This is a genomic window from Sphingomonas sp. M6A6_1c (assembly GCF_053345135.1).
In genome coordinates this window covers 308,630-331,362 of the sequence record NZ_JBKEZO010000005.1, presented here as the reverse complement: position 1 = coordinate 331,362, position 22,733 = coordinate 308,630, and the positions used below count along the sequence as shown (strand labels likewise).

General features: G+C 69.2%; 20 protein-coding genes. 12 read left to right on the top strand and 8 right to left on the bottom strand.

The features are described from left to right. The first annotated feature begins 63 nt into the window (after positions 1-63). The gene (locus ACLBWH_RS12700) at positions 64-2,463 is read left to right on the top strand and encodes a hypothetical protein (protein WP_447799268.1); all 2,400 of its coding nucleotides are present in this window, start codon (positions 64-66) and stop codon (positions 2,461-2,463) included. Positions 2,464-2,645: 182 nt separating this feature from the next. Here the strand turns inward: ACLBWH_RS12700 and ACLBWH_RS12695 are convergent, their stop codons facing one another. Then, entirely contained in the window at positions 2,646-2,777 is a 132-nt protein-coding gene (locus ACLBWH_RS12695) for a hypothetical protein (protein WP_322850782.1), read from the bottom strand. A 99-nt stretch (positions 2,778-2,876) separates the two neighbouring features. After that, the gene (locus tag ACLBWH_RS12690; protein ID WP_447799266.1) at positions 2,877-3,041 is read right to left on the bottom strand and encodes a hypothetical protein; all 165 of its coding nucleotides are present in this window, start codon (positions 3,039-3,041) and stop codon (positions 2,877-2,879) included. A 167-nt stretch (positions 3,042-3,208) separates the two neighbouring features. Between ACLBWH_RS12690 and ACLBWH_RS12685 the strand changes: the two genes are divergently transcribed. From ACLBWH_RS12685 to ACLBWH_RS12675, 3 genes are all read left to right on the top strand, one after another. Further along, a complete protein-coding gene (locus ACLBWH_RS12685; RefSeq protein WP_322850780.1) occupies positions 3,209-3,550 on the top strand; it encodes a hypothetical protein in 342 nt (113 codons plus the stop codon). 69 nt (positions 3,551-3,619) lie between these two features. Then, positions 3,620-3,985 (top strand): hypothetical protein, encoded by a 366-nt coding sequence (locus tag ACLBWH_RS12680; protein ID WP_322850779.1) that lies wholly within the window; start codon positions 3,620-3,622, stop codon positions 3,983-3,985. A gap of 52 nt (positions 3,986-4,037) precedes the next feature. Further along, positions 4,038-4,235 carry a hypothetical protein gene (locus tag ACLBWH_RS12675; protein ID WP_038665691.1) on the top strand — a complete coding sequence of 66 codons (198 nt, stop codon included), beginning with the start codon at positions 4,038-4,040 and terminating at the stop codon, positions 4,233-4,235. 24 nt (positions 4,236-4,259) lie between these two features. On the opposite strand, the gene ACLBWH_RS12670 is transcribed toward ACLBWH_RS12675, so the two are convergent. The 4 genes from ACLBWH_RS12670 to ACLBWH_RS12655 all read right to left on the bottom strand — a co-directional run bounded on the left by ACLBWH_RS12670 (position 4,260) and on the right by ACLBWH_RS12655 (position 9,436). After that, positions 4,260-6,320, bottom strand: a complete 2,061-nt coding sequence (locus tag ACLBWH_RS12670; protein WP_447799263.1) for a beta-galactosidase — start codon at positions 6,318-6,320, stop codon at positions 4,260-4,262. Positions 6,321-6,353: 33 nt separating this feature from the next. Then, on the bottom strand, positions 6,354-7,892 hold the full coding sequence (locus ACLBWH_RS12665) for an alpha-L-fucosidase (protein WP_447799261.1): 1,539 nt from the start codon (positions 7,890-7,892) through the stop codon (positions 6,354-6,356). 105 nt (positions 7,893-7,997) lie between these two features. After that, entirely contained in the window at positions 7,998-8,852 is an 855-nt protein-coding gene (locus tag ACLBWH_RS12660; protein ID WP_447799259.1) for an amidohydrolase family protein, read from the bottom strand. A gap of 236 nt (positions 8,853-9,088) precedes the next feature. Further along, the gene (locus ACLBWH_RS12655; RefSeq protein WP_447799257.1) at positions 9,089-9,436 is read right to left on the bottom strand and encodes an L-rhamnose mutarotase; all 348 of its coding nucleotides are present in this window, start codon (positions 9,434-9,436) and stop codon (positions 9,089-9,091) included. A gap of 175 nt (positions 9,437-9,611) precedes the next feature. Here ACLBWH_RS12655 and ACLBWH_RS12650 point away from each other — a divergent pair, with 175 nt between their 5' ends. Both ACLBWH_RS12650 and ACLBWH_RS12645 read left to right on the top strand, forming a co-directional pair. After that, positions 9,612-10,391 (top strand): IclR family transcriptional regulator, encoded by a 780-nt coding sequence (locus tag ACLBWH_RS12650; RefSeq protein ID WP_322850774.1) that lies wholly within the window; start codon positions 9,612-9,614, stop codon positions 10,389-10,391. A gap of 88 nt (positions 10,392-10,479) precedes the next feature. Beyond that, entirely contained in the window at positions 10,480-11,490 is a 1,011-nt protein-coding gene (locus ACLBWH_RS12645) for a zinc-binding alcohol dehydrogenase family protein (RefSeq protein ID WP_447799255.1), read from the top strand. A 333-nt stretch (positions 11,491-11,823) separates the two neighbouring features. Here the strand turns inward: ACLBWH_RS12645 and ACLBWH_RS12640 are convergent, their stop codons facing one another. Then, positions 11,824-12,831 (bottom strand): zinc-dependent alcohol dehydrogenase family protein, encoded by a 1,008-nt coding sequence (locus tag ACLBWH_RS12640; RefSeq protein WP_447799253.1) that lies wholly within the window; start codon positions 12,829-12,831, stop codon positions 11,824-11,826. Positions 12,832-12,956: 125 nt separating this feature from the next. Here ACLBWH_RS12640 and ACLBWH_RS12635 point away from each other — a divergent pair, with 125 nt between their 5' ends. From ACLBWH_RS12635 to ACLBWH_RS12625, 3 genes are read left to right on the top strand one after another with little or no spacing between them, the layout of a single operon-like run. Next, positions 12,957-13,478, top strand: a complete 522-nt coding sequence (locus ACLBWH_RS12635; protein WP_447799252.1) for a 2Fe-2S iron-sulfur cluster-binding protein — start codon at positions 12,957-12,959, stop codon at positions 13,476-13,478. After that, positions 13,475-14,461, top strand: a complete 987-nt coding sequence (locus ACLBWH_RS12630) for an FAD binding domain-containing protein (RefSeq protein WP_322850770.1) — start codon at positions 13,475-13,477, stop codon at positions 14,459-14,461. The genes ACLBWH_RS12635 and ACLBWH_RS12630 overlap by 4 nt, the downstream gene beginning before the upstream one ends. After that, positions 14,458-16,788, top strand: coding sequence for a xanthine dehydrogenase family protein molybdopterin-binding subunit (locus ACLBWH_RS12625; RefSeq protein WP_447799249.1), 2,331 nt, complete (start codon positions 14,458-14,460; stop codon positions 16,786-16,788). Before ACLBWH_RS12630 ends, ACLBWH_RS12625 begins: the two co-directional genes overlap by 4 nt. A gap of 191 nt (positions 16,789-16,979) precedes the next feature. On the opposite strand, the gene ACLBWH_RS12620 is transcribed toward ACLBWH_RS12625, so the two are convergent. Beyond that, positions 16,980-18,176 carry a multidrug effflux MFS transporter gene (locus tag ACLBWH_RS12620; protein ID WP_447799442.1) on the bottom strand — a complete coding sequence of 399 codons (1,197 nt, stop codon included), beginning with the start codon at positions 18,174-18,176 and terminating at the stop codon, positions 16,980-16,982. Positions 18,177-18,468: 292 nt separating this feature from the next. Between ACLBWH_RS12620 and ACLBWH_RS12615 the strand changes: the two genes are divergently transcribed. The 3 genes from ACLBWH_RS12615 (at position 18,469) to ACLBWH_RS12605 (ending at position 22,670) form a co-directional block, all read left to right on the top strand. Next, entirely contained in the window at positions 18,469-21,297 is a 2,829-nt protein-coding gene (locus tag ACLBWH_RS12615; protein ID WP_447799247.1) for a TonB-dependent receptor domain-containing protein, read from the top strand. A gap of 100 nt (positions 21,298-21,397) precedes the next feature. Next, on the top strand, positions 21,398-22,384 hold the full coding sequence (locus tag ACLBWH_RS12610; RefSeq protein WP_447799245.1) for an SDR family oxidoreductase: 987 nt from the start codon (positions 21,398-21,400) through the stop codon (positions 22,382-22,384). Positions 22,385-22,529: 145 nt separating this feature from the next. After that, positions 22,530-22,670, top strand: a complete 141-nt coding sequence (locus ACLBWH_RS12605; protein ID WP_447799244.1) for a hypothetical protein — start codon at positions 22,530-22,532, stop codon at positions 22,668-22,670. Positions 22,671-22,733: the final 63 nt, after the last annotated feature.

The window sequence follows — 22,733 nt, the reverse complement described above, 5'->3', positions numbered from 1 at the left end:
CAATCTGAACACAAGCGGGGGGCAGAAGCGCGGCGTCGTTGAACCGGGATTGCTGCCTGCCTCATGCCGCGTTTGTTCCGCCATCTCAGCGTCTTCGCCCTGCTCGCCGCCGCCGCGTGGCGGGTCGAGGCGGCACCGTCGCAATTCGATCTGGTCGGGCCGCGGCTCGACGTCGCGGTCACGCACGATGGCGCGACGCTGCCGCTCGCCTGGGTGCCCAATCTCGCCGAGGGCGACCGGGTGTCGATCAAGCTCGACCTGCCGCCCGCCGGCAGCGAGCGCTTCCGGCTGGTCGCGGTGTTCCTGCGCGGTGCGGTCGAGCGGCCGCCGCGCGACTGGTTCCACGATACGCTGGGCGGCAAGGGCAAAAGCGGCGACCTTTCGCTGGTCGTGCCCAAGGGCGCGCAGCAGCTCGCGCTGTTCATCCTGCCCGAGAAGGGCGGCAGCGCCGATGCGGTGGCCAGCGCGGTGCGCAAACAGCCCGGCGCCTTCGTGCGCGCGGTGCAGGACCTCAACCAGGCGACGCTCGACCGGGCGCGGCTCGACACCTTCCTCGACGTGCTGCTCCAGGCCGAGCGCGAGAATCCGGACAGCGTCGGCGCGACCTCGCAGGTGCTGACCCGCAGCCTGGCGATCAAGCTGAAGGCGGAATGCCTGCAACAGCCCGCCGAGTTGCAGGCCGCCTGCCTGACCGGCGATCGCGAGACCTTGCTGTTCGCCGATACGCACAGCTCGGCGCTCGCCGACACGCTGACCGGCGCGCCGACCGACCTCGCCTTCCAGCTCAGCGCGACGCCGCAGGCGGGCTATGGCTTCTACAGTTCGTATATCGGCGTGGTGCGCGACATCTTCCGGCTGTTCGGCGCCTTCCAGTCGACGCAGCTCCAGTTCGTGCCGGCGCTGGCGCGGATGGGCGACAGCCGGATCACCCTGCTGCTCAACACGCCGCTCTCGTTCGCCAAGCCGGCATCGGTGATGGTCGTCGGCCTGCCCGCGATCGAGGCCGCCAAGCCGCCACCCCTGCGCCGCGGCGAAGGCGCCGGGCTGCTGTGCGCGGCGAGCGGTGCGGTGCTGCCGGTCGAGGGCGCGCCGCTCGTCTATGCGACGCGCTATGCCCGCGACGTCATGGTGCGCGTCGCCGGCACCGGCGGCGCGTCGGTCGACCTGCCCGCGCATGCCGACGCCCGCCGCGGCGGCTATGTGCTCGACAAGACGCTGCCCGACGCGGGGTTCGCCGGGCCGGTCAGCGCGCAGCTCCACGGCAATTGGGGCTTCACCGCCTTCGACGGGCCGCGCTTCACGCTGTCGCGCCCGCAGGCGAACGGCTGGGCGGCGGCCGCCAACACGACGCTGGTGGTCGGCCGCACCAACGCGGTCGAGCTCGCCGGCGAGGGCGCGGGCTGCGTCGCCAAGGTCGAGATGCGGCGCGGCGACGGCGCCAGCGAGACGTTGGGCTGGAAGCAGGACGGCGAGCGCGGGATCGTCGTCGACGTGCCGCTCGACAAGGCGGCGCCCGGCCCGGTCACGCTGACCATCACCGGCGCGGCCGGCGCGGCGCCGGCGACGATCACGCTGCCCGCGTTGCAGGAGATCGGCCGGCTCGATGCCCTGACGATCGCGGCGGGCGACGACGAGGCGGTGCTGACCGGTTCGCGGCTGGATCAGGTCCGCGAGGTCAGGCTGGGCGGCGCCACGCTGACGCCGGGGGCGCTGACCCGGTCCGACCGGGCGGATCAACTGACGCTCGCCGCCACCGATCCCGCGGCATTGCGCGCGCTCGCCGCGGGCAGCCGGATCGTCGCCGACGTCGCCTTCGCCGGCAACCGCCACAAGACGATCGCGGTCACCGTCGCCGCCGCACGGCGGACGCCGCAGCTTCTCCAGCGCAGCGCGCAGCCGGTGCAGCGCGCGGGTGTGCTGCCGATGGCATTGCAGCCCGACGGCGTGTTCGCGCAGGATGCGCGGCTCACCTTCGCCTTCCGCCTCGATCCCGCGACGCCGCTGACCGGCACGGAGGTGGTCGAGATCGCCACCGCCGATGGCCAGGCGACGAGCCGGCTGACCGCGGGCAAGGGCTATGACCTGCAGGATGCGACGACCGGTATCGTCACGATCGTGCCCGCCGAGGCGCTCGGCGTGCTGGCGCATGGCGCGCTACGCGTCCGCATCGTGCAGGATGGCGTCGCGACGCGCTGGACGCCGCTCGGCAGCGTCGTCCGCCTGCCCGAGCTACGCTCGATCGCCTGCGGCGCGGCGGGGCGCTGCACGGTGACCGGCGACCGATTGTTCCTGGCGCAGGCGATCGCCGGCGACGCGCGATTCGACGCGGCGCAGGCGATCCCCGACGGCTTCACCGCCAATGCCGTCGAGGTCACACCGCCAGCCGCCGGGCAGAAGCCCGCCAGCCTCTACCTGCGGCTGCGCGACGCGGCCGGGGCGATCGCAACGGTCGCCGTGCCGTAAGGAGGCAAAGCGGGACCGATCGACGTTCCTCGCCTCCGCAACCTCGTTACCCCCTCCCGTCACCCCGGACTTGATCCGGGGTCCCGCTACGGTCTTCACCGTGCCGATCAGGAAGAAGCGGGACCCCGGGTCAAGCCCGGGGTGACGGCGGAGGCGGCGCGGATCGGGAACCTCGATCCGGTCTAGCCGGGCTTGGCGTGGCGGATGCGGACGAGGCCGCAATGCGAACAGCGGTGGATCGTCGTTCCCGGCCGGTGGGTCGCCGGCTTGATCGTCCATAGGTGCAGGCCGAGGCGGCAGCGTAGAGCAGGCATGATACGCTCCTGAAAAGCCGTGATACTGAGCGTCTTCGCATGGAATGACGCTGAACCAACCGTTTATCTGCGGTTCAGCGCGCCGGGGGCGGCCGGCGGTCAGTCCCGCGACGGTCCGGCGCCGCCGGCGCGGGCACCGGCCATCGTCCGCGACAGGCGGCGGCGGGCATCGCTGCGCCGCTGAAGCCGCTGCCGATGCCGGCCATAACCATAGGTCGCGGCGGCGGCGACGGCGGACGCGGTCGCGACGATGAAATAGGTCATGCGAGCCCCCGCGATCCAGCCTGTCGGCACCGGGCCTAGGCCGGCGGACGCGGCGCCGATACCGGCGCTGCCATTGCCGGTGTTCCAGCGGCTGTTGTCGGCGTGTCAGCCCGCCCGGAAAGGGTGTGCCAAGACAAGATGTTAACCTCTTTTCCGTAGCAAGTGCCATGGCTTCCGTAGATCCCACCCCCTATCCGACCTGGCTCGCGCAAGAAGAGCGTCAGGCGGACCGTCTCGCCGTCGTCTGGCCGGCGACGATCTCGTCGATGAAGTTCGATGCGGAGGCGTGTTCGATCAGCGACATCACCCATCTGGGGTGCCGGATCATGCTGACGCATCGCGTCACGGTCGGCACCTATGTGACGATCGACATGCCGCAATTGACCAAGCTGGAAGGCTGGATCGCGTGGAACCGCGAGCATGAGGTCGGCGTCGAATTCAGCCACCCGCTGCCCGTCGATGTGCTCAGCGACATCGAGCTGCGGATGCAGGCCGGGCCGCCGCATTGAGTTTGCGGTCAGCTTGTTGATTGTTCATAACAATTGAAGTTAAAAAGATGACCTCGGGAGGAGAAGGTCATGCCGCGCACCCTGACGGCGTCGGACGGTTCGGTGCGGATCGTGAGCACGACGACGACGACCAAGCTCGCCGAGCGGATGCTCGCCGCGGCGCAGGTGCTGGCGGAGACGCTGCCGCAGGGGTTCAACGCGCCGCTGCCGACCAACATCCTGCTCGCATTGTTCGTCGCGGAGGAAGAGGCGCATTATCCGTCGGAAGCCGAGATCGACGGACCGCGCGCGACGACCGAGCGCTGGATCATCGCGCTCGCCCAGGCCGGGCTGGTCGAGCGGCGCGGCGACCTGCTGGCGCTGTCGCGGCTGGGATACGACACCGTCCAGACGATGCTGGAACGTTTGTTCGAGGCGCAGCGCCGGCTCGACTGACTGCGGCGACTCTCCGCTGCCATTGCCGCGACATCTTTGCTAGGACCCCGTCATGCTAAGAACACGGATGAAACGGCTCGCCGATCGCGGCGAGCTGGCGGTGCAGCGTCTCGCCGACATCGAAACCTCGATCCTCCAGCTCGGCGACGAGGATCTGCTCGACCTCGCCGATATCTTCAACGCCTCGGCCGACACGCCGCTCGGCGCGATCGCGGTGGCGGAGATGACGCGGCGCGGCATCCGGCTGTAGCCGTCGCGCCGCGCCGGCCGCGGCTCATTCGACCAGCGCCACGTCATAGGCCGGCAGCGTCAGCGTTGCCGCCACCGCGCGGCCGCCGATCACGTCGCGGCCCGGTTTGGCGAGCGGCACCGCGATCGGCGCCGTGGTGGTGTTGACGTACATCGTCCGCCCCTCGACCGTCCGCGCGACCACCCCCGCGGGCGTCTTCGGCCCCGGCACGATGCCGGTCGCGGCATAGAGCGAGCGGAGCAGCGGGCCGAGCAGCGCCGCCTGCGGCGCGGTGGCCAGATAGATGGCGCGCCCCTTGCCGAAGCGATTGACGGTGATCGCCGGCGTCGGCTGCGCGAGGCCGTCGAACATCGCGAGCGGCCTGGCGGTGGAGGGTTCGAGGATCTCGTAATAGCCGTCGGTCGCGGTCATCGTCGCGCCGTTCAGCGTCACCTTGAGCGGCGTGGCGGCGCGGTAGAAGGCGTTGGTGCGCAGCCCGAAGACGTCGGTGAGCCGCCCCGGCAGCGGCGTCGCGAACCATTTGCCGGTCTCGTCCGCCTTGGCGGAATAGCCGGTCATCACCACGGTGCCGCCGCCCGCGACATAGCGGCGCACCGCCGCGGCGGTCGGCGCGTCCATGATATAGGCGCTCGGCAGCACGACGAGGCGGTAGGCGTCGATCGGGTCGTGTGCGATGTCGATGACGGCGGTGTCGACATTGTCCTCGAACAAGGGCTGGAACGCCGCTTTCGCCTGATCGACGTAGGTCCCGGCGAAATATTGCTTGATCGTATTGGGGCCGGGCGGCGGGGTGACCAGCCAGTTGGTCTGGAACGAATAAGCGATCGCCACCTGCGGCTGCGCGTCGCGCGGGAAGCCCAGCGTCTTCATCCTGCCGAACTCCTTGGCGATGCGCGCGAATTCGGCGACCTTCCACGACGGCCGGTCGTCATGGTCGAGCAATCCGAACAGGGATTGCTCCTCGCCGCCGAGATGCGAGTTGAACGTCCAGGCGAGGAAGGTCTGCGCATAATTGAGCAGGCCGAAATAGGCCCACATCCGCGACCGGTCCGGCGTGCCGTAATCACCGCCGCCGCCGGCGGTGAATTCGTTGAACCAGACCGGCGTCCGGTGCCCCGCCTTCATCATCATCACCTGGAACGCCGCGCCCAGCGCATCGCCCGGATAGAAGCCGAGCGCGCCGTAGGTCGCATAGCGGTTCCACGAGCGCAGATAGTCGAAGCCCTTGTTGCCCGCCTCCGGCCACAGGTTCGATGCGGTCGGCAGATGCGGCGCGTATTGCCGGCGGACGCCGTCGAGATCGTCGAGCGCGGCGATCGTCTGGTCCGACCAGAAGCGGTGGAGGTCGAGGTTGCGCTCGTTCGGCCCCGGCCCGTTGCCATACGGCAGATCGACGCTGTCCCAATCGGCGATGCGGCGCGACCAGCGCTGCGTCGCCCAGGCGGTGTTGAGCGCCTCGATCGTGCCGTAACGCTGCTTGAGCCAGCCGATGAACCGCTGCCGCACCCCGTCCGAATAGGACATCGGCGAGCTGCCGACCTCATTGTCGTAGCCGATCGCGATCACCGCGGGATGATGCGCGTAGCGCTTGAGCATCTGCTCGGCGAGCGCATGGACGTGCCGGCGGTAATCGGGATCGCTGATGTCGTCCCAATAGCGGCTGGCCGCGTGCAGGCGCGCGCCGTCTTGGTTGATCAGGTCGACGCCGGGGTAGGTCTTGTGCAGCCAGCCGGGCGCGGGCAGGCCGGGGATATCGAGCACCACCCTGATCCCGGCGCGATGCATCTGGTCCATGACGCTGTCGAACCAGGCGAAGGTATAATGCCCCTCCTGCGGCTCGAACGAATCCCACGACAGGTCGCCCATGCGGACCATCGTGAAGCCCGCGCCCTTCATCACCGCAATGTCCTGCGCGATCTGCGCCGGCGACCGGTCGACCGGCTGGTAGCAGGTGCCGACGAACAGATCGCCCTTGCCGGGCCAGTCGGCGCGCACCGCAGAGTCCTGCGCGCGGACACCGGGGGCAGGCGCCGCCGCCAGCAGGAGGGCACCCGCCGCGAGCGCGAAGGATTTGATCGGGATCATGATTGCACTTCCGATTGTATGAAGGATCGCCGCTCAGGCAAAGCTGATCTCGAACACGCTGGCGTGGCGGGTCGGCAGCCGGTCCGGCCGCTCAATCACCAGCGCCTGGCCGGTCTGTTCGAAGCGGATCGCACCGCCGTGGCCGAGCAGGCGTACGCGCCTGATCCGGCGCGGATCGTGCGGATTGCCCTGCGCCAGCGCCTTGATCGCGGTCGCGCCGGTGGGTTCGCCGAGCGTGATCGCGTACAGTTTGCCGCCTTTGGTCGTGAAGCGGATGTCCTGCGCGACGTAGCTGCCGTCTTCCTTGAAGCTGCCCGCCACCGCCTCGGTCGGCCCTTCGCCATGGATCATCCACGGCCGCGTGCCATGGATCGCCCCGGCATTGACCGCCATCCATGCGGCGAGTTCGGCGAGCAACGTCTCCGACTGCGGCGGCAGGCTGCCGTCGGCGTGCAGCGCGACGTTGAGCAGCATGTTGCCGTTCTTGCTGACGATGTCGGCGAGCATCGCGATCACCTGCGGCGGCGTCTTGAACTTGTCGTCGACATTGTCGAACCAGTCGCCGTTCGACGTGTCGGTCTGCCACGCCAGCGGGTTGATGCCGGCGAGCACGCCGCGCTCGACATCCTGGACGCAGGCGCCCTTGTAGAAATCGCCCGAGCCCTGGTCCTTGCAGGTATAGACCGCGTCGAGCTTGCCGTGGCGGGCGATGCTGCTGTTGTAGAGATGCGCGACCAAAGATCGCCCGGTGGCGCCGAACGGCAGGCCGCCGTCGGAATAGAGCAGGTCGGGCTGGTAGGAATCGACCAAGTCGCGGATGCGCGCGAACCACAGCGCGTGATAGGCGGGGTCGTTGGTGTACCAGCTGCCCGGCTTGTTGGTATAGGGCTCGTCGTGCGGCTTGTGGTAGAGATCGGCGAAGCGCGGATCGGCGCCGTCGTAATCCACGCCGAGCTTGGGCCAGAACTGGTCGTAGAGATGGCTCGGATACCACCAATTGTGGCTGGCACCGAGATGTTCGGACACGCCGAAGCGCAGCTTGCGGCGCGTTGCGGCCTTTTGCCAGTCGCCGACGATATCCCGCTTCGGCCCCATCGCGACCGCGTTCCAGCGATGATGCCGCGACTTCCACAGGTCGAAATTGTCGTGATGCACCGCCATCGACACGAAATATTTGGCGCCCGCGGCGGCATAACGGTCCATCAGCGCCTCGGGGTCGAACTTGTCCGCGGTCCACAGCGGAATGATGTCCTTATAGCCGAACTCGGACGGATGGCCGTAGGTGGCGAGGTGATGCGCGTAATGCGGATGGCCCGGCACGTACATGAAGCGCGCGTACCAGTCGCCTTGCCGCGGCACCGCCTGCGGCCCCCAATGCGCCCAGATGCCGAACTTGGCGTCGCGGAACCAGTCGGGCGTTTGATAGGTGCTGAGCGAGTCCACCGTCGGCTGGAAGCGGCCGGGGGCGATGGCGGGCAGCGGCGCGGCCGCCACGGCGCGCGCGAACGGCCCGGCGGCGAGGCTCGCGCCGAGCGACGCCCCCAACAATTCGCGCTTGCTTATGCCCGCCATGTCTCTCTCTCCCGCGCCGATCGTCCGAAGTCCGGCAGCCGACTAGATTATCATACTTGCAAATGTATTTTCATTAGGCAAGCGATCTTCCTTCCTTCGCCTGCCTTATGCCAGGTCGTAGAACCGCCGCGCGCTGTCGGCGAACAGGCTGCGCTCGCCGGCGGGATCGAGACCGGCGAGCGTGCGGGCGGTTTCGAACCAGCCCGCATAACCGTCGCCGCTGAGGTGCAGCACCGGCCAATCGCTGCCCCACATCAGCCGCTCGCCGAAACAGCCGACGAGATGCGCCACATAAGGCGCCAGCGCCGTGGCGGGCTCGCCCGGCGGCTGTTCGGTGCGCAGGCCGGACATCTTGCACCAGACGTTGTCGAGCGCCGCCAGCGCGGCGATCTCCGCCCGCCACGGATCGAGCCCGCCTGCCGCCGCGCCGGGCTTGGCGGCGTGATCGATCACGATCGGCAGGTCGGGCCAGCGTTGCGCGAAGCGATGCAGCGCGCGCAGATGGCGCGGCTGGACCAGCGCGTCGAAGCGCAGGCCGTGCGCGATCAGCGCCGCGATCGCGCCGTCGAGCGCCGGTTGCAGCATCCAATCGGTGTCGGCGATCGACTGGAGCATCGGCCGCAGCCCGCGCAGCTTGGGACGCGCGGCGAGGTCGGCGATCCGGCGCGGCGCCTCGGCGGCGGCGAGATCGGCCCAGCCGACCAGCGCGCCGACCAGCGGCTCGGCGGCGGCGATCGCGCAGAGCCGGTCGGTATCGGCATCGGTCGGCTGCGACTGGACGAGCACCGTCGCGGCGAGATCGGTGCCACGGCTGTCCGCACGCAGATCGGCGATGGCGAAGTCGCGGTGTATCGCCGGCAGGCTCGCATCGGGCCATTGGTGCCCCGGCCAGTCGAGCCGCCAGAGATGGTGATGCGCGTCGACCACCCCGGCGATCCGCGCTCTGTCTTCGCCTGTCATCCTGCCTCGCTCCGCTGCTTCTTGTCCTGCCCTGCATCGACGCCCGCCGGCTGACGTTCGCGATCGTCGGTCCGTGACACGCAAAGCGTGTACCCCGGCGGAGGCCGGGGCCCAGTTGGGTGAAGGTTCGTAATGACTTACAACGGCCTTCCCAACTGGGCCCCGGCCTTCGCCGGGGTACGGTTGGGAATCTCTGCAAGATGCGGTGCGGTACGCAATAGCCCTACCCTGCCACGTCAGGGCTGTTCGTCGAGCGAATAGATGCGCTCCGCCGCGACCCATTTCTCGCCGTCGGGCGCGAACGGCAGCCGCCGCTGGAACCGCTCCATCAGCGCTTCCCAGGCCTGGACGTCAGGGTCCGCCGCATCCGCCGCCGCCTTCGCCGCGGCGGAGAAATCGGGGCCGGTCTCCATGATCATCGCGAGCCGGTCGCCGACGTGCCAGATTTCGAGCGATTCGATGCCGCTGGCACGTATCGACCGGTTGATCGCATCGGGTGGGCCGCCGGCGCGATGCCAGTCGCGATAGGCCGCGACGGAGGCCGACGACGGATCGATGTCGAGGAACAGAAGGTGGCGCGTCATCGTCGGGCAGTCTCGTTGCAAGTCATTGGGGATGCGGCAACATCGCCTGTGCGCCGGGACGCGGCAAGGCGTCCGTGGCGCAGCGTCGCGCAGTCCGCCGCGCATCCGGCAGCGGCGGGCGATTTGACAGCCGCTTGCGGTCCCCGCATGGCGACGACGAACGGAGGAGGACCAGATGGCATCGGGTTCGAAGACGACCTACGCGGCGCCGGCCGTCGAAAAGGCGTTCGAGATCTTCGAACTGCTGGAATCGCAGCCCAGCGGCATCCTGATCAGCGAGATGGCGGTGCGGCTCAACCGCTCGGTCGGCGAGCTGTTCCGCATCGTCGTGGTGATGGAAAAGCTCGGCTATCTTCAGAAATCGAGCAAGGACGATCGCTATTCGGTCGCCTACAAGCTGCTCGACCTCGCCTATCGCGCGACGCCCGCGCAGGATCTCGTCACCGCCGCGCGCGACGCGATGCGCCGCCTCGCGATCGACACCGGCCAGTCCTGCCACCTCGTCGTGATCAACGGCGGCAGCGGCCTCGTCATCACCCGCGAGCAGAATCCCGGCACGCGCGGCTTCTCGCTGCGGCTGGGCGCGGGGATCGACATGCTGGCGAGCTGTTCGGGCAACGTGCTGCTCGCTTTCTCCGCCGACGAGGCGCGCGACCATGTGCTGGCGCAGGCGATCGCGGCGGGCGACGCGCCGGTCGATCGCGCCGCGCTCGACCGGCAGTTGGCGCAGGTCCGCGCCCGCGGTTACGATCAGCGCAAGAGCCCGATCACCCGCGGCGTCACCGACCTCAGTTTCCCGATCTTCGGCTTCGACGGCCAGGTCGCGGCGGCGCTGACCATCCCCTTCCTCGAACTGATCGACGGTTCGCAGACGGTCGACATGCAGGCGGCGCGCGAGCATCTACGCAGCGCCGCCGCCGATATCTCGATCGCGCTCGGCTACCACCCCTCCTGACCGGATCGCCGCCCATGGGCGATCGGTGCTTGCCAGACCCAAGGATTTTTCATATTTGCAATCGTACTTGCAAATAGAGGCTGGCCCTGTGTTGACGATCGTGTGCCAGCAACCCTTCGACCTCTGCGCGGTCGAGCGCGATCCGCCGCAGGCGGGGCCGGGCGACCTGCTGGTCCGCATCCGCCGCGTCGGCCTGTGCGGCACCGATTATCATATCTACGCCGGCAACCAGCCGTTCCTCGCTTATCCCCGCGTGATGGGCCACGAACTCGCCGGTGAGGTGATCGAGGCGCCCGCGGGCAGCGCCTTCCACGCCGGCCAGCGGATCACGATCAACCCCTATCTCGCCTGCGGCGTCTGCGTCGCCTGCCGCGGCGGCAAGCCCAATTGCTGCGTCGACGTCGCCGTCCTCGGCGTCCATGTCGACGGCGGCATGGCGGAGGTGATCGCGATCCCCGAACGCGCCGCGATCGACGCGACCGGGCTCAGCCTCGATCAGGCGGCGATGGTCGAATTCCTCGCGATCGGCGCGCATGCGGTCGCGCGCGCGCGGCTGGCGGCGGGGGAGCGCGTACTGGTCCGCGGCGCGGGACCGATCGGCATCGCCACCGCGCTCTTCGCGCGGCTGGACGGCGCGCACGTCGTGCTCTGCGACACCCGTGCCGCCCGGCTCGATCATGCCCGCGACCGCCTCGGCTTCACCGATTGCGTCCTCGCCGACGAGGGTGCCGCGGCGCGCCTCGCGACCCTGACCGCGGGCAGCGGCTTTGCCACGGTGTTCGACGCCACCGGCAGCATCGCCGCGATGAACGCCGGCCTCGCCGAGGTCGCGCACGGCGGCAGCTACGTGCTGGTCGGCGTCGCCAAGGGCGACCTGATCTTCGCCGATCCCGCATTCCACAAGCGCGAGACGACGCTGCTCGCCAGCCGCAACGCGCTCGCCGCCGACTTCGCCCGCGTGATCGACGCGATCCGGCAGTGCGCGATCGACACCGATGCGCTGCACACGCACAGCGTCGCCGCGATCGACCTGCCGGCGGAACTGCCCCGGCTGGTGGCGCAGGCCGACCAGGTGCTCAAGGCGATCGCGACGTTCTGACACGCTGCCGTGCCCTGCCCGGTCGCCGATTGGGCGCCGCGGCGCAGGGCGAGGCCGGATCGACATTCGAGATTCTGAATAAAGTCCTCCCCCGCCAGGGGGAGGTGGCATGCCGCAGGCATGACGGAGGGGGAGGACACGGAACCGAAGTGGTCGCTTACCTCCCCCTCCGTCACGGCTTCGCCGCGCCACCTCCCCCTGGCGGGGGAGGAATTTGCCCGAATGTCGATCCGGCCTAACAGGGATGGGGTGCCGGGCACTCGTTCCGCCACAATTCCACCATCACCCCGCATCGACACGATCCGGGCTAACGCCAACGGGGAGCGGGCACGCTCACCATTCGATGCCGATCTTGCCGAAATGGCTGCCGTCCATCTCGTATTGGAAGGCCTCGGCGAGCCGGTCGAGCGGGAAGCGGCGGTCGATCACCGGGCGGATGCCGGTCGTCTCCAGCGCGCGGACGAACTCTTGCTGTTCGCGGCGGCTGCCGACGATCAGCCCCTGCAGCCGCGCCTGCTTGCCCATCAGCGCCGCGGTCGGGACCTCGCCCGATACGCCGGTGAGGACGCCGATCAGCGAGATATGCCCGCCGACGCGGACCGCCTCGATCGACTGGGCGAGCGTGCCCGGCCCGCCGACCTCGACGACGTGATCGACGCCGCGTCCGCCGGTCCAGTCGCGCACCGTCCGGCCCCAGCGCTCGTCGGTGCGATAGTTGAGCGTGAAGTCGGCACCGAGCGCCGTGGCGCGCGCCAGCTTCTCGTCCGACGACGAACTGATCGCGACGCGGGCGCCCATCGCCTTGGCGATCTGCAACGCCCAGATCGACACGCCGCCGGTGCCGAGCAGCAGCAAGGTGTCGCCCGCCTTGATCTGCGCATCCACGACGAGCGCGCGCCACGCGGTCAGCCCCGCGGTGGTGATCGTCGCCGCCTCGACCGCGTCATAGCCCTTTGGCGCATGGGTGAAGGCGGTGGCCGGCAGGACGACATGCTCCTGCGCGAAGCCGTCGATGCCGTCGCCCGGCGTGCGGCTGAAATCGCCCACCGTCGGCGTGCCGTCCTGCCAATCGGGAAAGAAGCAGGAGACGACCATGTCGCCGACCGCAAATTCGGCCACGCCCTCGCCGACCGCCTCCACCGTGCCGGCGCCGTCGGCGAGCGGGATGCGGCCGTCGGCGCTCGGCATCCGGCCGGTGGCGATGCCGAGATCGTGATAGTTGAGCGAGCTGCCGTGCAGCGCGACGCGGACCTGCTGCGGGCCGGGCGCACCCGGATCGGCACGCTCTGCGAAGGCCAGCCGGTCGAGGCCGCCGGGGGCGGGCAATGTCATCGCTTTCATCGGGAATTCCTTATGATCGATGGCCCGAACGCGTCAGATCGCATCGCTTTCCCAAAAAGCCGCCGGTTGCGTTGCCGGCCTGCTGCGCCTCGGCTAAGTTGGTAAAAATCTTGGGAGAATTTGCGATGCCCATCACCGTCAACGGATCATCGGTGCCGCTGCCCGACGATCCCCGCGTCTCCCTGCTCGACCTGCTGCGCGAACGCCTCCACCTCTCCGGTACCAAGCTCGGCTGCAACCAGGGCGCGTGCGGCGCCTGCACGGTGCTGGTCGACGGCGAGCGGATCGTCTCGTGCCTCGCGCTCGCGGTGCAGTATGAGGGCCGGTCGGTCACGACGATCGAGGGGGTTGCCGACGGCGAGACGCTGCATGCGCTGCAAGCCGCCTTCATCGCGCACGACGGCTTCCAGTGCGGCTATTGCACGCCGGGACAGATCTGTTCGGCGATCGGCATGGCCGCCGAGCTGGAACGCGGCATGCCGAGCCACGTCACCGCCGATCTCGGCGGCACGATCACGCTCGACCGCGACGAATTGCGCGAGCGGATGAGCGGCAATCTGTGCCGCTGCGGCGCGCATAACGGCATCGTCGATGCGATCCTCGACGTCTACGCCCCCGCGGCGGCGGACCGGGCGGTGGCGGCATGACCCCCTTCAGCTTCGCGCGCGCGACCGCCACCGACGAGGCGCTCCGCCTCGCCGCGGCGCCCGATACCCGTTATCTCGGCGGCGGCACCAATCTGGTCGACCTGATGCGGGAGACGATCGAGCGCCCCGCCGCGCTGATCGACGTCACCGCGCTGTCAACCACGATCGAGGAGACGGAAACGGGCGGGCTGCGCATCGGCGCGGGCGTGCGCAACAGCACGCTGGCGGCACATCCCGTCGTCCGCAGCCAATATCCGATGCTGAGCCGCGCGATCCTGGCCGGCGCCAGCGCGCAGATCCGCAACATGGCGACGATCGGCGGCAATCTGCTCCAGCGCACCCGCTGCACCTATTTCTACGACGTCGAGGGCTCGCGCTGCAACAAGCGCCAGCCGGGCCAGGGTTGCGACGCGATCCACGGCTTCAACCGCATCCATGCGATCCTCGGCGCGTCGTCCGCCTGCGTCGCGACGCATCCGTCCGACATGGCGGTGGCGCTCGCCGCGCTCGACGCGACCGTCCATCTCGCCGCGCCGGGCGGCACCCGCACGCTGCCGCTGACCGAGCTGCACCGCCTGCCCGGCGATCATCCCGAGATCGAGACGCTGCTCGAACCCGGCGAGCTGATCACCGCGATCGAGCTGCCCGCGTTGCCGCTCGCCGCGCGCTCGACCTATCGCAAGGTCCGCGACCGCGCGAGCTATGCCTTCGCGCTGGTCTCGGTTGCCGCGGCGATCGAGGTGCAGGACGGGCGGGTCGCCGACGTCCGCCTCGCGCTCGGCGGCGTCGCGCACAAGCCCTGGCGCGCGACGCAGGCGGAGGCCGCGCTGCGTGGCGGCCCCGCCACCCGCGCCGCCTTCGAGGCCGCCGCGGCGGCCGAACTCGCGCCCGCACAGCCGCTGCGCGACAATGGCTTCAAGATCGAATTGGCGCGGCGGACGATCGTCGCCGTGCTCGCCGACCTCGCGGGAGTGGATTCATGAGCATCGTCGAAGACGCCAAACAGGCGGTAAAAGGCGCCGCGCAGGCCGCGATGCAGACCGCGGTGCAGATGGCGCCGGACAGCTGGATGCCCGGCGGCCGCCCCGATCCGCTGATCCGCCAGCAGCACGGCTTCGTCGGCAAGCCGATCTCGCGGATCGACGGTGCCATCAAGGTGCGCGGCATCGCGCCTTATGCCGCCGAATTCCCGCTCGACCGGATGGCCTATGCGGCATTGGTGTTCAGCACCGTCGCCAAGGGCCGCATCGCCACGCTCGACACCGCGGCGGCGGAGGCCTCGCCCGGCGTCGCGCTGGTGATGACCTATCGCAACGCGCCGCGGATGGCGCCGATGCCGCTGTTCATGACCTCGGAGAAGGCGTGCGGTGGCAACGACCTGCCGATCATGCAGGACGACCGCGTCTATTGGAACGGCGAGCCGGTCGCGCTGGTGCTCGCCGAGACGCAGGACCAGGCCGATCATGCCGCCTCGCTGATCCACGTCGATTACGTCGCCGAAGCCTCGGTCACCGCGCTCGACGAGGCCAAGGCCAACGGCACCGAACCCGGCCAGTTCATGGGCCAGCCGCTCCGATACGAGAGCGGCGACGCCGATGCGGCGCTCGCCGCCGCGCCGCATAGCGTCGATGCCACCTATACGACGCCGCGTCACAGCCACAATGCGATCGAGCTGCACGCGGTCACCGTCGTCTGGGAGGGCGAGACGCTGCGCCTCCACGATGCGTCGCAGATGGTCGCGCACATGGCCTGGTCGCTCGGCCACGTCTTTGGGCTCGACGAGGATCAGGTCCACGTCACCTCGCCGTTCGTCGGCGGCGGTTTCGGCGGCAAGGGGCTGTGGCAGCATCAGGTGCTCGCCGCCGCCGCCGCCAAGCTGTCCGGCCGGCCGGTGCGGCTGATGCTGTCGCGCGAGGGCGTCTATCGCATCGTCGGCGGCCGCACGATCACCGAACAGCGCGTCGCGATCGGCGCGCAGGCGGATGGCGGCTTCGACGCGCTCGTCCACACCGGCACGGTGGCGATGAGCCATCACAACGTCCTGCCCGAACCCTTCATCCTGCCGACGCGCAGCGCCTATGCGAGCAAGACGATGAAGCTCGACGTCGAGGTCGCCTATCTCGACATGGTCGCCAACACCTTCATGCGCGCGCCCGGCGAGGCGGTCGGCACCTTCGCGCTGGAAAGCGCGATCGACGAACTCGCCGTGGCGATGGATATCGACCCGATCGAGCTGCGGATGCGCAACGAGCCCGAGAAGGACCCGACCACCGGCGCGCCCTTCTCGTCGCGCGAGGTCGAGAAGGCCTATCGCGACGGCGCCGCCCGCTTCGGCTGGGCGCAGCGCGGCAAGCCGGGCGCCCGCCGCGAGGGCGAATGGCTGGTCGGCATGGGCGTCGCCACCGCCACTTACCCTTATTACCGGATGCCCGGCGGCGCGGCGCGGATCACGCTGACCCGCCACGGCCATGCGACGGTCGACATCGCCGCGCACGACATGGGGATGGGCACCGCCACCGCGCAGACGCAGGTCGCCGCCGACCGGCTCGGGCTCGAGATGGAGCAGGTGACCTTCCGCTACGGCGACAGCAGCCTGCCCGGCGTCGTCATGGCCGGCGGGTCGCAGCAGACCGCGGCGATCGGCGCCTCGGTGATCGCCGCGCATCGCGCTCTGGTCGGCGAATTGCTCAAGCTCGCCGGCAACGATTCGCCGCTCGCCGGGCTCGATGCCGACGAGGTCGGCGGGATCGACGGCGGCCTCGCCAAGCTCGACGAGCCGACGCGCCACGAAAGCTACGTATCGATCCTCGCGCGCGCGCAACGCGACACCGTCGTCGTCGAGGCGACGCCGCCGATGCCGCTCGAGACGATGCATTGGTCGATGCACTCGCACGGCGCGATGTTCTGCGAGGCGCGGGTCAATACGGTGACCGGCGAGGTGCGGGTCAGCCGCTTCCTCGGCTCGTTCGACTGCGGCCGCATCCTCAATCCCAAGACCGCGGCGAGCCAGTTCCGCGGCGGCATCATCATGGGGCTCGGCCTCGCGCTGATGGAGGAGACGCAATATGACGAGCGCAACGGCCGGATCATGAACCCCAGCCTCGCCGAATATCACGTGCCGGTGCACATGGACGTGCCCGAGATCGAGGTGATGTGGACCGACATCCCCGACCCCCACACGCCGATGGGCGCGCGCGGCGTCGGCGAGATCGGCATCACCGGCGTCGGCGCGGCGGTGGCGAACGCGGTCTTCAACGCCACCGGCAAGCGCATCCGCGACCTGCCGATCACCCTCGACAAATTGCTGTAAGATTGGGCGGAGAAAGTCCTCCCCCGCCAGGGGGAGGTGGCGCCGCGAAGCGGTGACGGAGGGGGAGGTAAGCGACGACCTCGGTTCCGTGTCCGCCCCCTCCGTCATGCCTTCGGCATGCCACCTCCCCCTGGCGGGGGAGGAATTTTCTTCACACGAACGTCGATCCTACCTAACGGCCGCCGATACGGCTAACCCGCCATCCGCGGCCGGAACAGCTCGCCCTTCTCCACCACCCAGATCAGCGCGAGCACCGCCAGCCCGATCAGCAGATAGCCGATCGCCAGCGGCAGCGTCGTGCCGGCATAGGATTGGCCGATCGCCGAACCGACCAGCACCGCGCCGATGCTGGTGATGAAGCCCTGCACCGACGAGGCGGTGCCGGCGATATGGCCGACCGGCTCCATCGCCATCGCACCGAAATTCGATCCGCACAGCCCGATGCAGGTCATGCTCAGCGCCTGCAGGATCATATAGCTGACCAGCGTCTCCTGCCCCGCCTGGATGACGATCAGATGGACGACCGACAGCGCGATCAGCGCCAGCACCGCCGCCTGCGAGATCAGCCGCGTCCCCAGCCGCTCGACCAGCCGGCTGTTGGCGAAGGAGGCGACGCCCATCGAGAAGGCGCAGATCGCGAACAACAGGGTGAACCGCCGCCCCGCGCCGAATTCGTCGACGAAGATCTGCTGCGCCGAGGAGACGAAGGCGATGATCCCGCCGAAGGTCAGCGCCGCCGCGACCGCATAGCCGATCGAATAGCGGTTGGTCAGCGTCAGGCGATAGCTCTGCCGCAGATTGGCGAGCGACAGCGGCAGCCGCCGCGCCACCGGCAGCGTTTCGGGCAGGCGGACCAGCGACCAGGCGAGCACGAACGCGGCGAAGCCGCCCAGCGCGTAGAAGATGAACCGCCACGGCCCGAAGGCGAGCAGCCCCTGGCCGAGCGTCGGCGCGAGGATCGGCACGATGAAGAAGATCATCTGCGCGATCGACATGGTACGCGCCATCTGCCGCCCGGAGGCGCCGTCGCGGACGATCGCCACCGCGAGCACGCGCGTCGAGGCCGACATCAGCCCCTGCAACAGCCGCGCACCGAGCAGCGCGGCGAACGTCGCAGAACTCGCCGCGAAGACGCTCGCCGCGATGAAGCCGAGTAGCGTCGCGATCAGCACCGGCCGCCGCCCCAGCCGGTCGGCGAGGGGACCGTAGACGAGCTGGCCGGCGCCGAAGCCGACCATATAGACGGTCACCACCCATTGCCGGTGGTTGGCCTGGCTCACCAGCAGGTCGCGGCCGATATCGGCGAGCGCCGGCAGCATCAGGTCGACGCCCAGCGCGTTGACCGCCATGACGGCGGCGATGAACGCGACGAATTCGCGCGGGTGCATGCCGGGTGGTGCGGGATGATCGGTCATGGCCGCGCCTATCGGCGGCATCGTGCCGCATCACAAGGCAGCGGCCGCCCCGACTGCCCGATATCCGTGCACTATTTCCGTCGCCATGTTACCGGACTGCAACATCATTACCGAAATGTTGCCATAACGGTTCTTGCCGCGGCCTATGATATGGCCGCGCCGCAACAATCCTGCATATTCCTCCCGCGACGCCGCAAAGGCCGCGAGACAAGGGGAATGAGCAATGTGTGCAACGACGTGGATGATGCGATCATCGAGCCTAGCGATGATGGCGGGGCTGGCGCTGTCGGCGCAGGTCGCCGCCGCGCAGCTGGCGACGGATCCGCAGACGCCGACCGCACCCGCAGCGACCGAGGCCCCCGCCGAGGATATCGTCGTGACCGGGTCGCGCATCCGCCGCGATCCGCTCGACCAGCCTTCCCCCGTCGTCACCATCGACGATAGCGCGATCGCGCGCACCGGCCTGTCCTCGATCGCCGACGTGTTGCAGCGGCTGCCGGCTTCGTCGGGCGGGCTCAATTCCAAGTTCAACAGCTCGGGCAATTTCGGCAACCCGCCCGACGGCGGCGGCGTCGGTGCCGGCTCGGCGGTGCTCGACCTGCGCTATCTCGGCGCCAAGCGCACCCTGGTGCTGGTCGACGGGTTGCGCTTCGTCAACGGCGCCTCGGCGAGCGGCATTCCCGCAACCGTCGACCTCAACTCGATCCCCTCGTCGATGATCGAACGCGTCGAGGTGCTGCAATCGGGCGCCTCGCCGCAATATGGTTCGGACGCGATCGCCGGCGTCGTCAACATCATCACCAAACAGAGCCAGAAGGGTTTCAAGGGCTCGGCGCAATACGGCCAGTTCCTCGGCGACAACGACGGCAAGACGCAGGATTACCAGCTCAGCTACGGCGTCGGCGGCGACGACGTGCATGTCGTCGCGGGCGGCTATTACACCAAGCAGGAATCGGTCAGCGCGGCGAACCGCAGCATCTCGCAATTCCCCAACCCCGGCCAGACGAGCTGTTCGGACCCGATCGGCGGCTGTTCCAGCTTCACCCCGCTCGGTCGCTTCCTGGTCAACGGCCAGAACATCACGCTGCGCGGCCCCGTCGCCAGCGGCCGCCCGGTCTACGACCCGACGCTGGCGACCGGCGACTTCAAGGCGTTCACCGCCGCCGACCGCTACAATTTCGCGCCGTTCAATTACTTCCTGACCCCGGTCGAGCGGTTCGGCGGCTTCGTCAACGCCCGCGCGCGCTTCTCCGACGCGATCAACCTCAGCGTCAAGGCGGTCTACAACCGGCGCAATTCGCAGAATCAGGCGGCCTATCTGCCGCTCGGCATCGGCCCCGACGTCGGCAACGGCAACATGCTCGACGGGCTGTCGGTCGACGCGACCAACCCGTACAATCCGTTCGGCGTCACGCTGACCCCGGGGCAGAATTACACCGCGATCTTCCGCCGCCTCGTCGAGGCCGGGCAGCGCACCTACAGCCAGCAGGTCGACACCATGTCGCTGACCGGCACGCTCGACGGCAAGTTCCGGATGTTCGACCGCAATTGGTATTGGGACGTGAATGCGGTGCTCGGCTATAACGACGCCAAGCAGCTCTTCACCGGCAACATCAACGCCGCCCGCCTCGCCCGCGCGATCGGCCCGGTCAGCCAGTGCACCGACGACTGCGTGCCGTTCAACTTCTTCGGCGGCGTCGGTTCGATCACCCCGGCGATGCTCGGCTATATCGGCTTCGACGAACGCGATCGCAGCCGCCAGACGCTCAACGATTATACCGCCAATCTGTCGGGCGAATTGTTCGATCTGCCCGGCGGTCCGGTCGGTATCGCGATCGGCTACGAGCATCGCTACCAGTTCGGCAGCTTCACCCCCGATCCGATCATCCAGGCGGGCCTCGGCGCCGACATCCCCGCGCAGGCGGCGAGCGGCCGGTTCAACGTCGACGAGGTCTATGGCGAGATCCGCCTGCCGCTGCTGCGCGACCTGCCCGCCATCGCCTCGTTCGAGCTGAACGGCGCGGTCCGGCATTCGAATTACTCGACCTTCGGCAGCAACACGACGTTCAGCGGCGGCGCGTTGTGGAAGCCGTTCAACGACCTGCTGCTGCGCGGCCAATATGCCGAATCGCTGCGCGCGCCGTCGATCGGCGAACTCTATGGCGCGCAGTCGCGCTACGACGCGACGATCGACGATCCCTGCACCAGCGCGGCGGGCGGCCTGTTCCCGACGAACGCGACGGTGCGCGCCAATTGCGTCGCCAACGGCGTTCCCGCCAGCGGCAGCTATGCCGAGCCGTCGGGCCAGTTGCCGGTGCTGACCGGCGGCAACCCCGACCTGCGCCCCGAGACCGCGCGCACCCTGCTGTTCGGCGGTGTCTACAGCCCGCGCTGGGCGCGCAACGGCACGCTCTCGGCGCTCAGCCTCGAGGTCAATTATTACGACATCAAGGTCGACGGCGCGATCGCCGCGATCCCGGCGCAGGTGCTGCTCAGCCGCTGCGCCGAAACCGGCGACGCCCTGAGCTGCACCGCGATCCGCCGCGCGCCGAGCGGCATCGTCACCGCGATCAACGGCCTGCTGCTCAACACCGGCGGCGTCCGCACCAAAGGCATCGACGCGACGCTGACCATCCGGTCGGGCGAGACCGGCGCCGGCCGCTTCGGCCTCTACGTCTCGGGCAATTACCTGCTCAAATATGCCGAGCGCACCCCGGCGACCGACAGCTTCACCACCACCGATTACGTCGGCACCGAGCGGGGCTCACCCGATCAGGCCTATCCGCACTTCAAGGGGCTGGGTACGATCGACTGGACGCTCGGCCCGGTCACCGCGAGCATCACCGCGCGCTACATCGACAACGTCCAGGAGATCGCGGCGGAGAACGAGCTGAAGAGCCGGCTGTACGGCGATGCGCAGCTGCAAGTCCGCCCGAGCTGGCTCGACGCCAAATTCGCCTTCACCTTCGGCGTCAACAACGTCTTCGACAAGGACCCGCCGGCCTGCTTCAGCTGCAGCCTCAACAATTTCGACCCGACCACCTACGACATCCCCGGCCGCTTCGGCTATCTGCGCCTCTCCTACGGTCTGTAACCGTACCGGGCTGCCGATCCTTGCGTCGTCAGCCCGATGGGTTCGGAACGGAACCGATCGGTCGTCGCTTCTGGTCGTGATCTTTCCGGGAGTAACGATCATGACCGATACCACACGCCGCACCTTCGTGGCGGGGGCAGCGTTGGCTGCCGGCACCGCCGCCGCCGCCAATGCCGCCGCCGCACAGGCCGGCGGCGCCGCCGCCGCCACGACGCCCGCCGCCGCCGCTTACCCCAAGCCGCCCTATCCGGTGCAGCGCCAGCCCTGGCCCGGCCTCGCCAGCAAGATGACGCCGCGCCCCGACCATGGCGAGACGAGCTACAAGGGATCGGGCAGACTCGCCGGCAAGAAGGCGCTGATCACCGGCGGCGACAGCGGCATCGGCCGCGCCGCGGCGATCGCTTACGCCCGCGAGGGCGCCGACGTCGCGATCAACTATCTGCCGGCGGAGGAGCCCGATGCGCGCGAAGTCGTCGCGCTGATCCGTGCGGAGGGCCGCAAGGCGGTCGCCATCCCCGGCGATCTGCGCGACGAACGCTTCTGCCGCAAGCTGGTGCAGCAGGCGGCCGAGCAGCTCGGCGGGCTCGACATCCTCGTCAACAACGCCGCGCGGCAGCAGACCCGCCCCGGCATCGCCGACATCTCCAGCCAGGATTTCGACGATACGATGAAGACCAACGTCTACGCCCCCTTCTGGCTGACCAAGGCGGCGGTCGAGCGGATGGGTGCCGGGTCGGTGATCGTCAACACCTCGTCCGAACAGGCGGGCAACCCCTCGCCCGACATCGTCGATTACGCGCTCACCCGCGCCGCGGTGCTCAATTTCACCAAGAGCATGGCCAAACAGCTCGGCAGCCGCGGCATCCGCGTCAATGCGGTCGCGCCGGGGCCGTTCTGGACGCCGCTGCAGGTCAGCGGCGGCGCGACGCCCGACAAGCTCAAGAGCTTCGGCAGCGACTCGCCGCTGGCACGTGCGGGGCAGCCCGCCGAGATCGCCGGCCTCTACGTCGCCGCCGCCGATCCGGCGCTGAGCTATTCGACCGGCCAGATCTTCGGCGCCACCGGCGGCAACGGCCAGCCGGCGTAACCCGCTGATCATTCGGGGGATGTGGCGGCTGGCCGGGTCGGGGCTCGCCGTCACCCCTCCGTTGCGACCGGCGTCGGCGATCTGTACCCTGCTCGCGGCAGGATCGGCCGTCACGGCGACGATCGCATGCGGAAGGCGGTGCGGCATGATCGACAGGAGCAAGCGTTCGGAGAAGGTGCAGCCGGGGCCGGTCGTCTATGCCGCGGTCGCGCTGCTCGTCGTCGCCTGCCTGATCGCGATCGGCGGCATGTACCGGGGCTGGTTCCGCTTCCTGTTCGACATCTAGCTGGCAGATCGACGATCTTCCGGCCGGACGGAGGAGCGGGATGGTCATTCGCGGGGGCCGGGG

Bases quoted from the DNA above. Each gene is read 5' to 3' on its own strand.
- ACLBWH_RS12700 (WP_447799268.1), top strand. From the start codon at position 64: ATGCCGCGTTTGTTCCGCCATCTCAGCGTCTTCGCCCTGCTCGCCGCC.
- ACLBWH_RS12695 (WP_322850782.1), bottom strand. From the start codon at position 2,777: ATGCCTGCTCTACGCTGCCGCCTCGGCCTGCACCTATGGACGATCAAG.
- ACLBWH_RS12690 (WP_447799266.1), bottom strand. From the start codon at position 3,041: ATGACCTATTTCATCGTCGCGACCGCGTCCGCCGTCGCCGCCGCCGCG.
- ACLBWH_RS12685 (WP_322850780.1), top strand. From the start codon at position 3,209: ATGGCTTCCGTAGATCCCACCCCCTATCCGACCTGGCTCGCGCAAGAA.
- ACLBWH_RS12680 (WP_322850779.1), top strand. From the start codon at position 3,620: ATGCCGCGCACCCTGACGGCGTCGGACGGTTCGGTGCGGATCGTGAGC.
- ACLBWH_RS12675 (WP_038665691.1), top strand. From the start codon at position 4,038: ATGCTAAGAACACGGATGAAACGGCTCGCCGATCGCGGCGAGCTGGCG.
- ACLBWH_RS12670 (WP_447799263.1), bottom strand. From the start codon at position 6,320: ATGATCCCGATCAAATCCTTCGCGCTCGCGGCGGGTGCCCTCCTGCTG.
- ACLBWH_RS12665 (WP_447799261.1), bottom strand. From the start codon at position 7,892: ATGGCGGGCATAAGCAAGCGCGAATTGTTGGGGGCGTCGCTCGGCGCG.
- ACLBWH_RS12660 (WP_447799259.1), bottom strand. From the start codon at position 8,852: ATGACAGGCGAAGACAGAGCGCGGATCGCCGGGGTGGTCGACGCGCAT.
- ACLBWH_RS12655 (WP_447799257.1), bottom strand. From the start codon at position 9,436: ATGACGCGCCACCTTCTGTTCCTCGACATCGATCCGTCGTCGGCCTCC.
- ACLBWH_RS12650 (WP_322850774.1), top strand. From the start codon at position 9,612: ATGGCATCGGGTTCGAAGACGACCTACGCGGCGCCGGCCGTCGAAAAG.
- ACLBWH_RS12640 (WP_447799253.1), bottom strand. From the start codon at position 12,831: ATGAAAGCGATGACATTGCCCGCCCCCGGCGGCCTCGACCGGCTGGCC.
- ACLBWH_RS12635 (WP_447799252.1), top strand. From the start codon at position 12,957: ATGCCCATCACCGTCAACGGATCATCGGTGCCGCTGCCCGACGATCCC.
- ACLBWH_RS12630 (WP_322850770.1), top strand. From the start codon at position 13,475: ATGACCCCCTTCAGCTTCGCGCGCGCGACCGCCACCGACGAGGCGCTC.
- ACLBWH_RS12625 (WP_447799249.1), top strand. From the start codon at position 14,458: ATGAGCATCGTCGAAGACGCCAAACAGGCGGTAAAAGGCGCCGCGCAG.
- ACLBWH_RS12620 (WP_447799442.1), bottom strand. From the start codon at position 18,176: ATGCACCCGCGCGAATTCGTCGCGTTCATCGCCGCCGTCATGGCGGTC.
- ACLBWH_RS12615 (WP_447799247.1), top strand. From the start codon at position 18,469: ATGATGGCGGGGCTGGCGCTGTCGGCGCAGGTCGCCGCCGCGCAGCTG.
- ACLBWH_RS12610 (WP_447799245.1), top strand. From the start codon at position 21,398: ATGACCGATACCACACGCCGCACCTTCGTGGCGGGGGCAGCGTTGGCT.
- ACLBWH_RS12605 (WP_447799244.1), top strand. From the start codon at position 22,530: ATGATCGACAGGAGCAAGCGTTCGGAGAAGGTGCAGCCGGGGCCGGTC.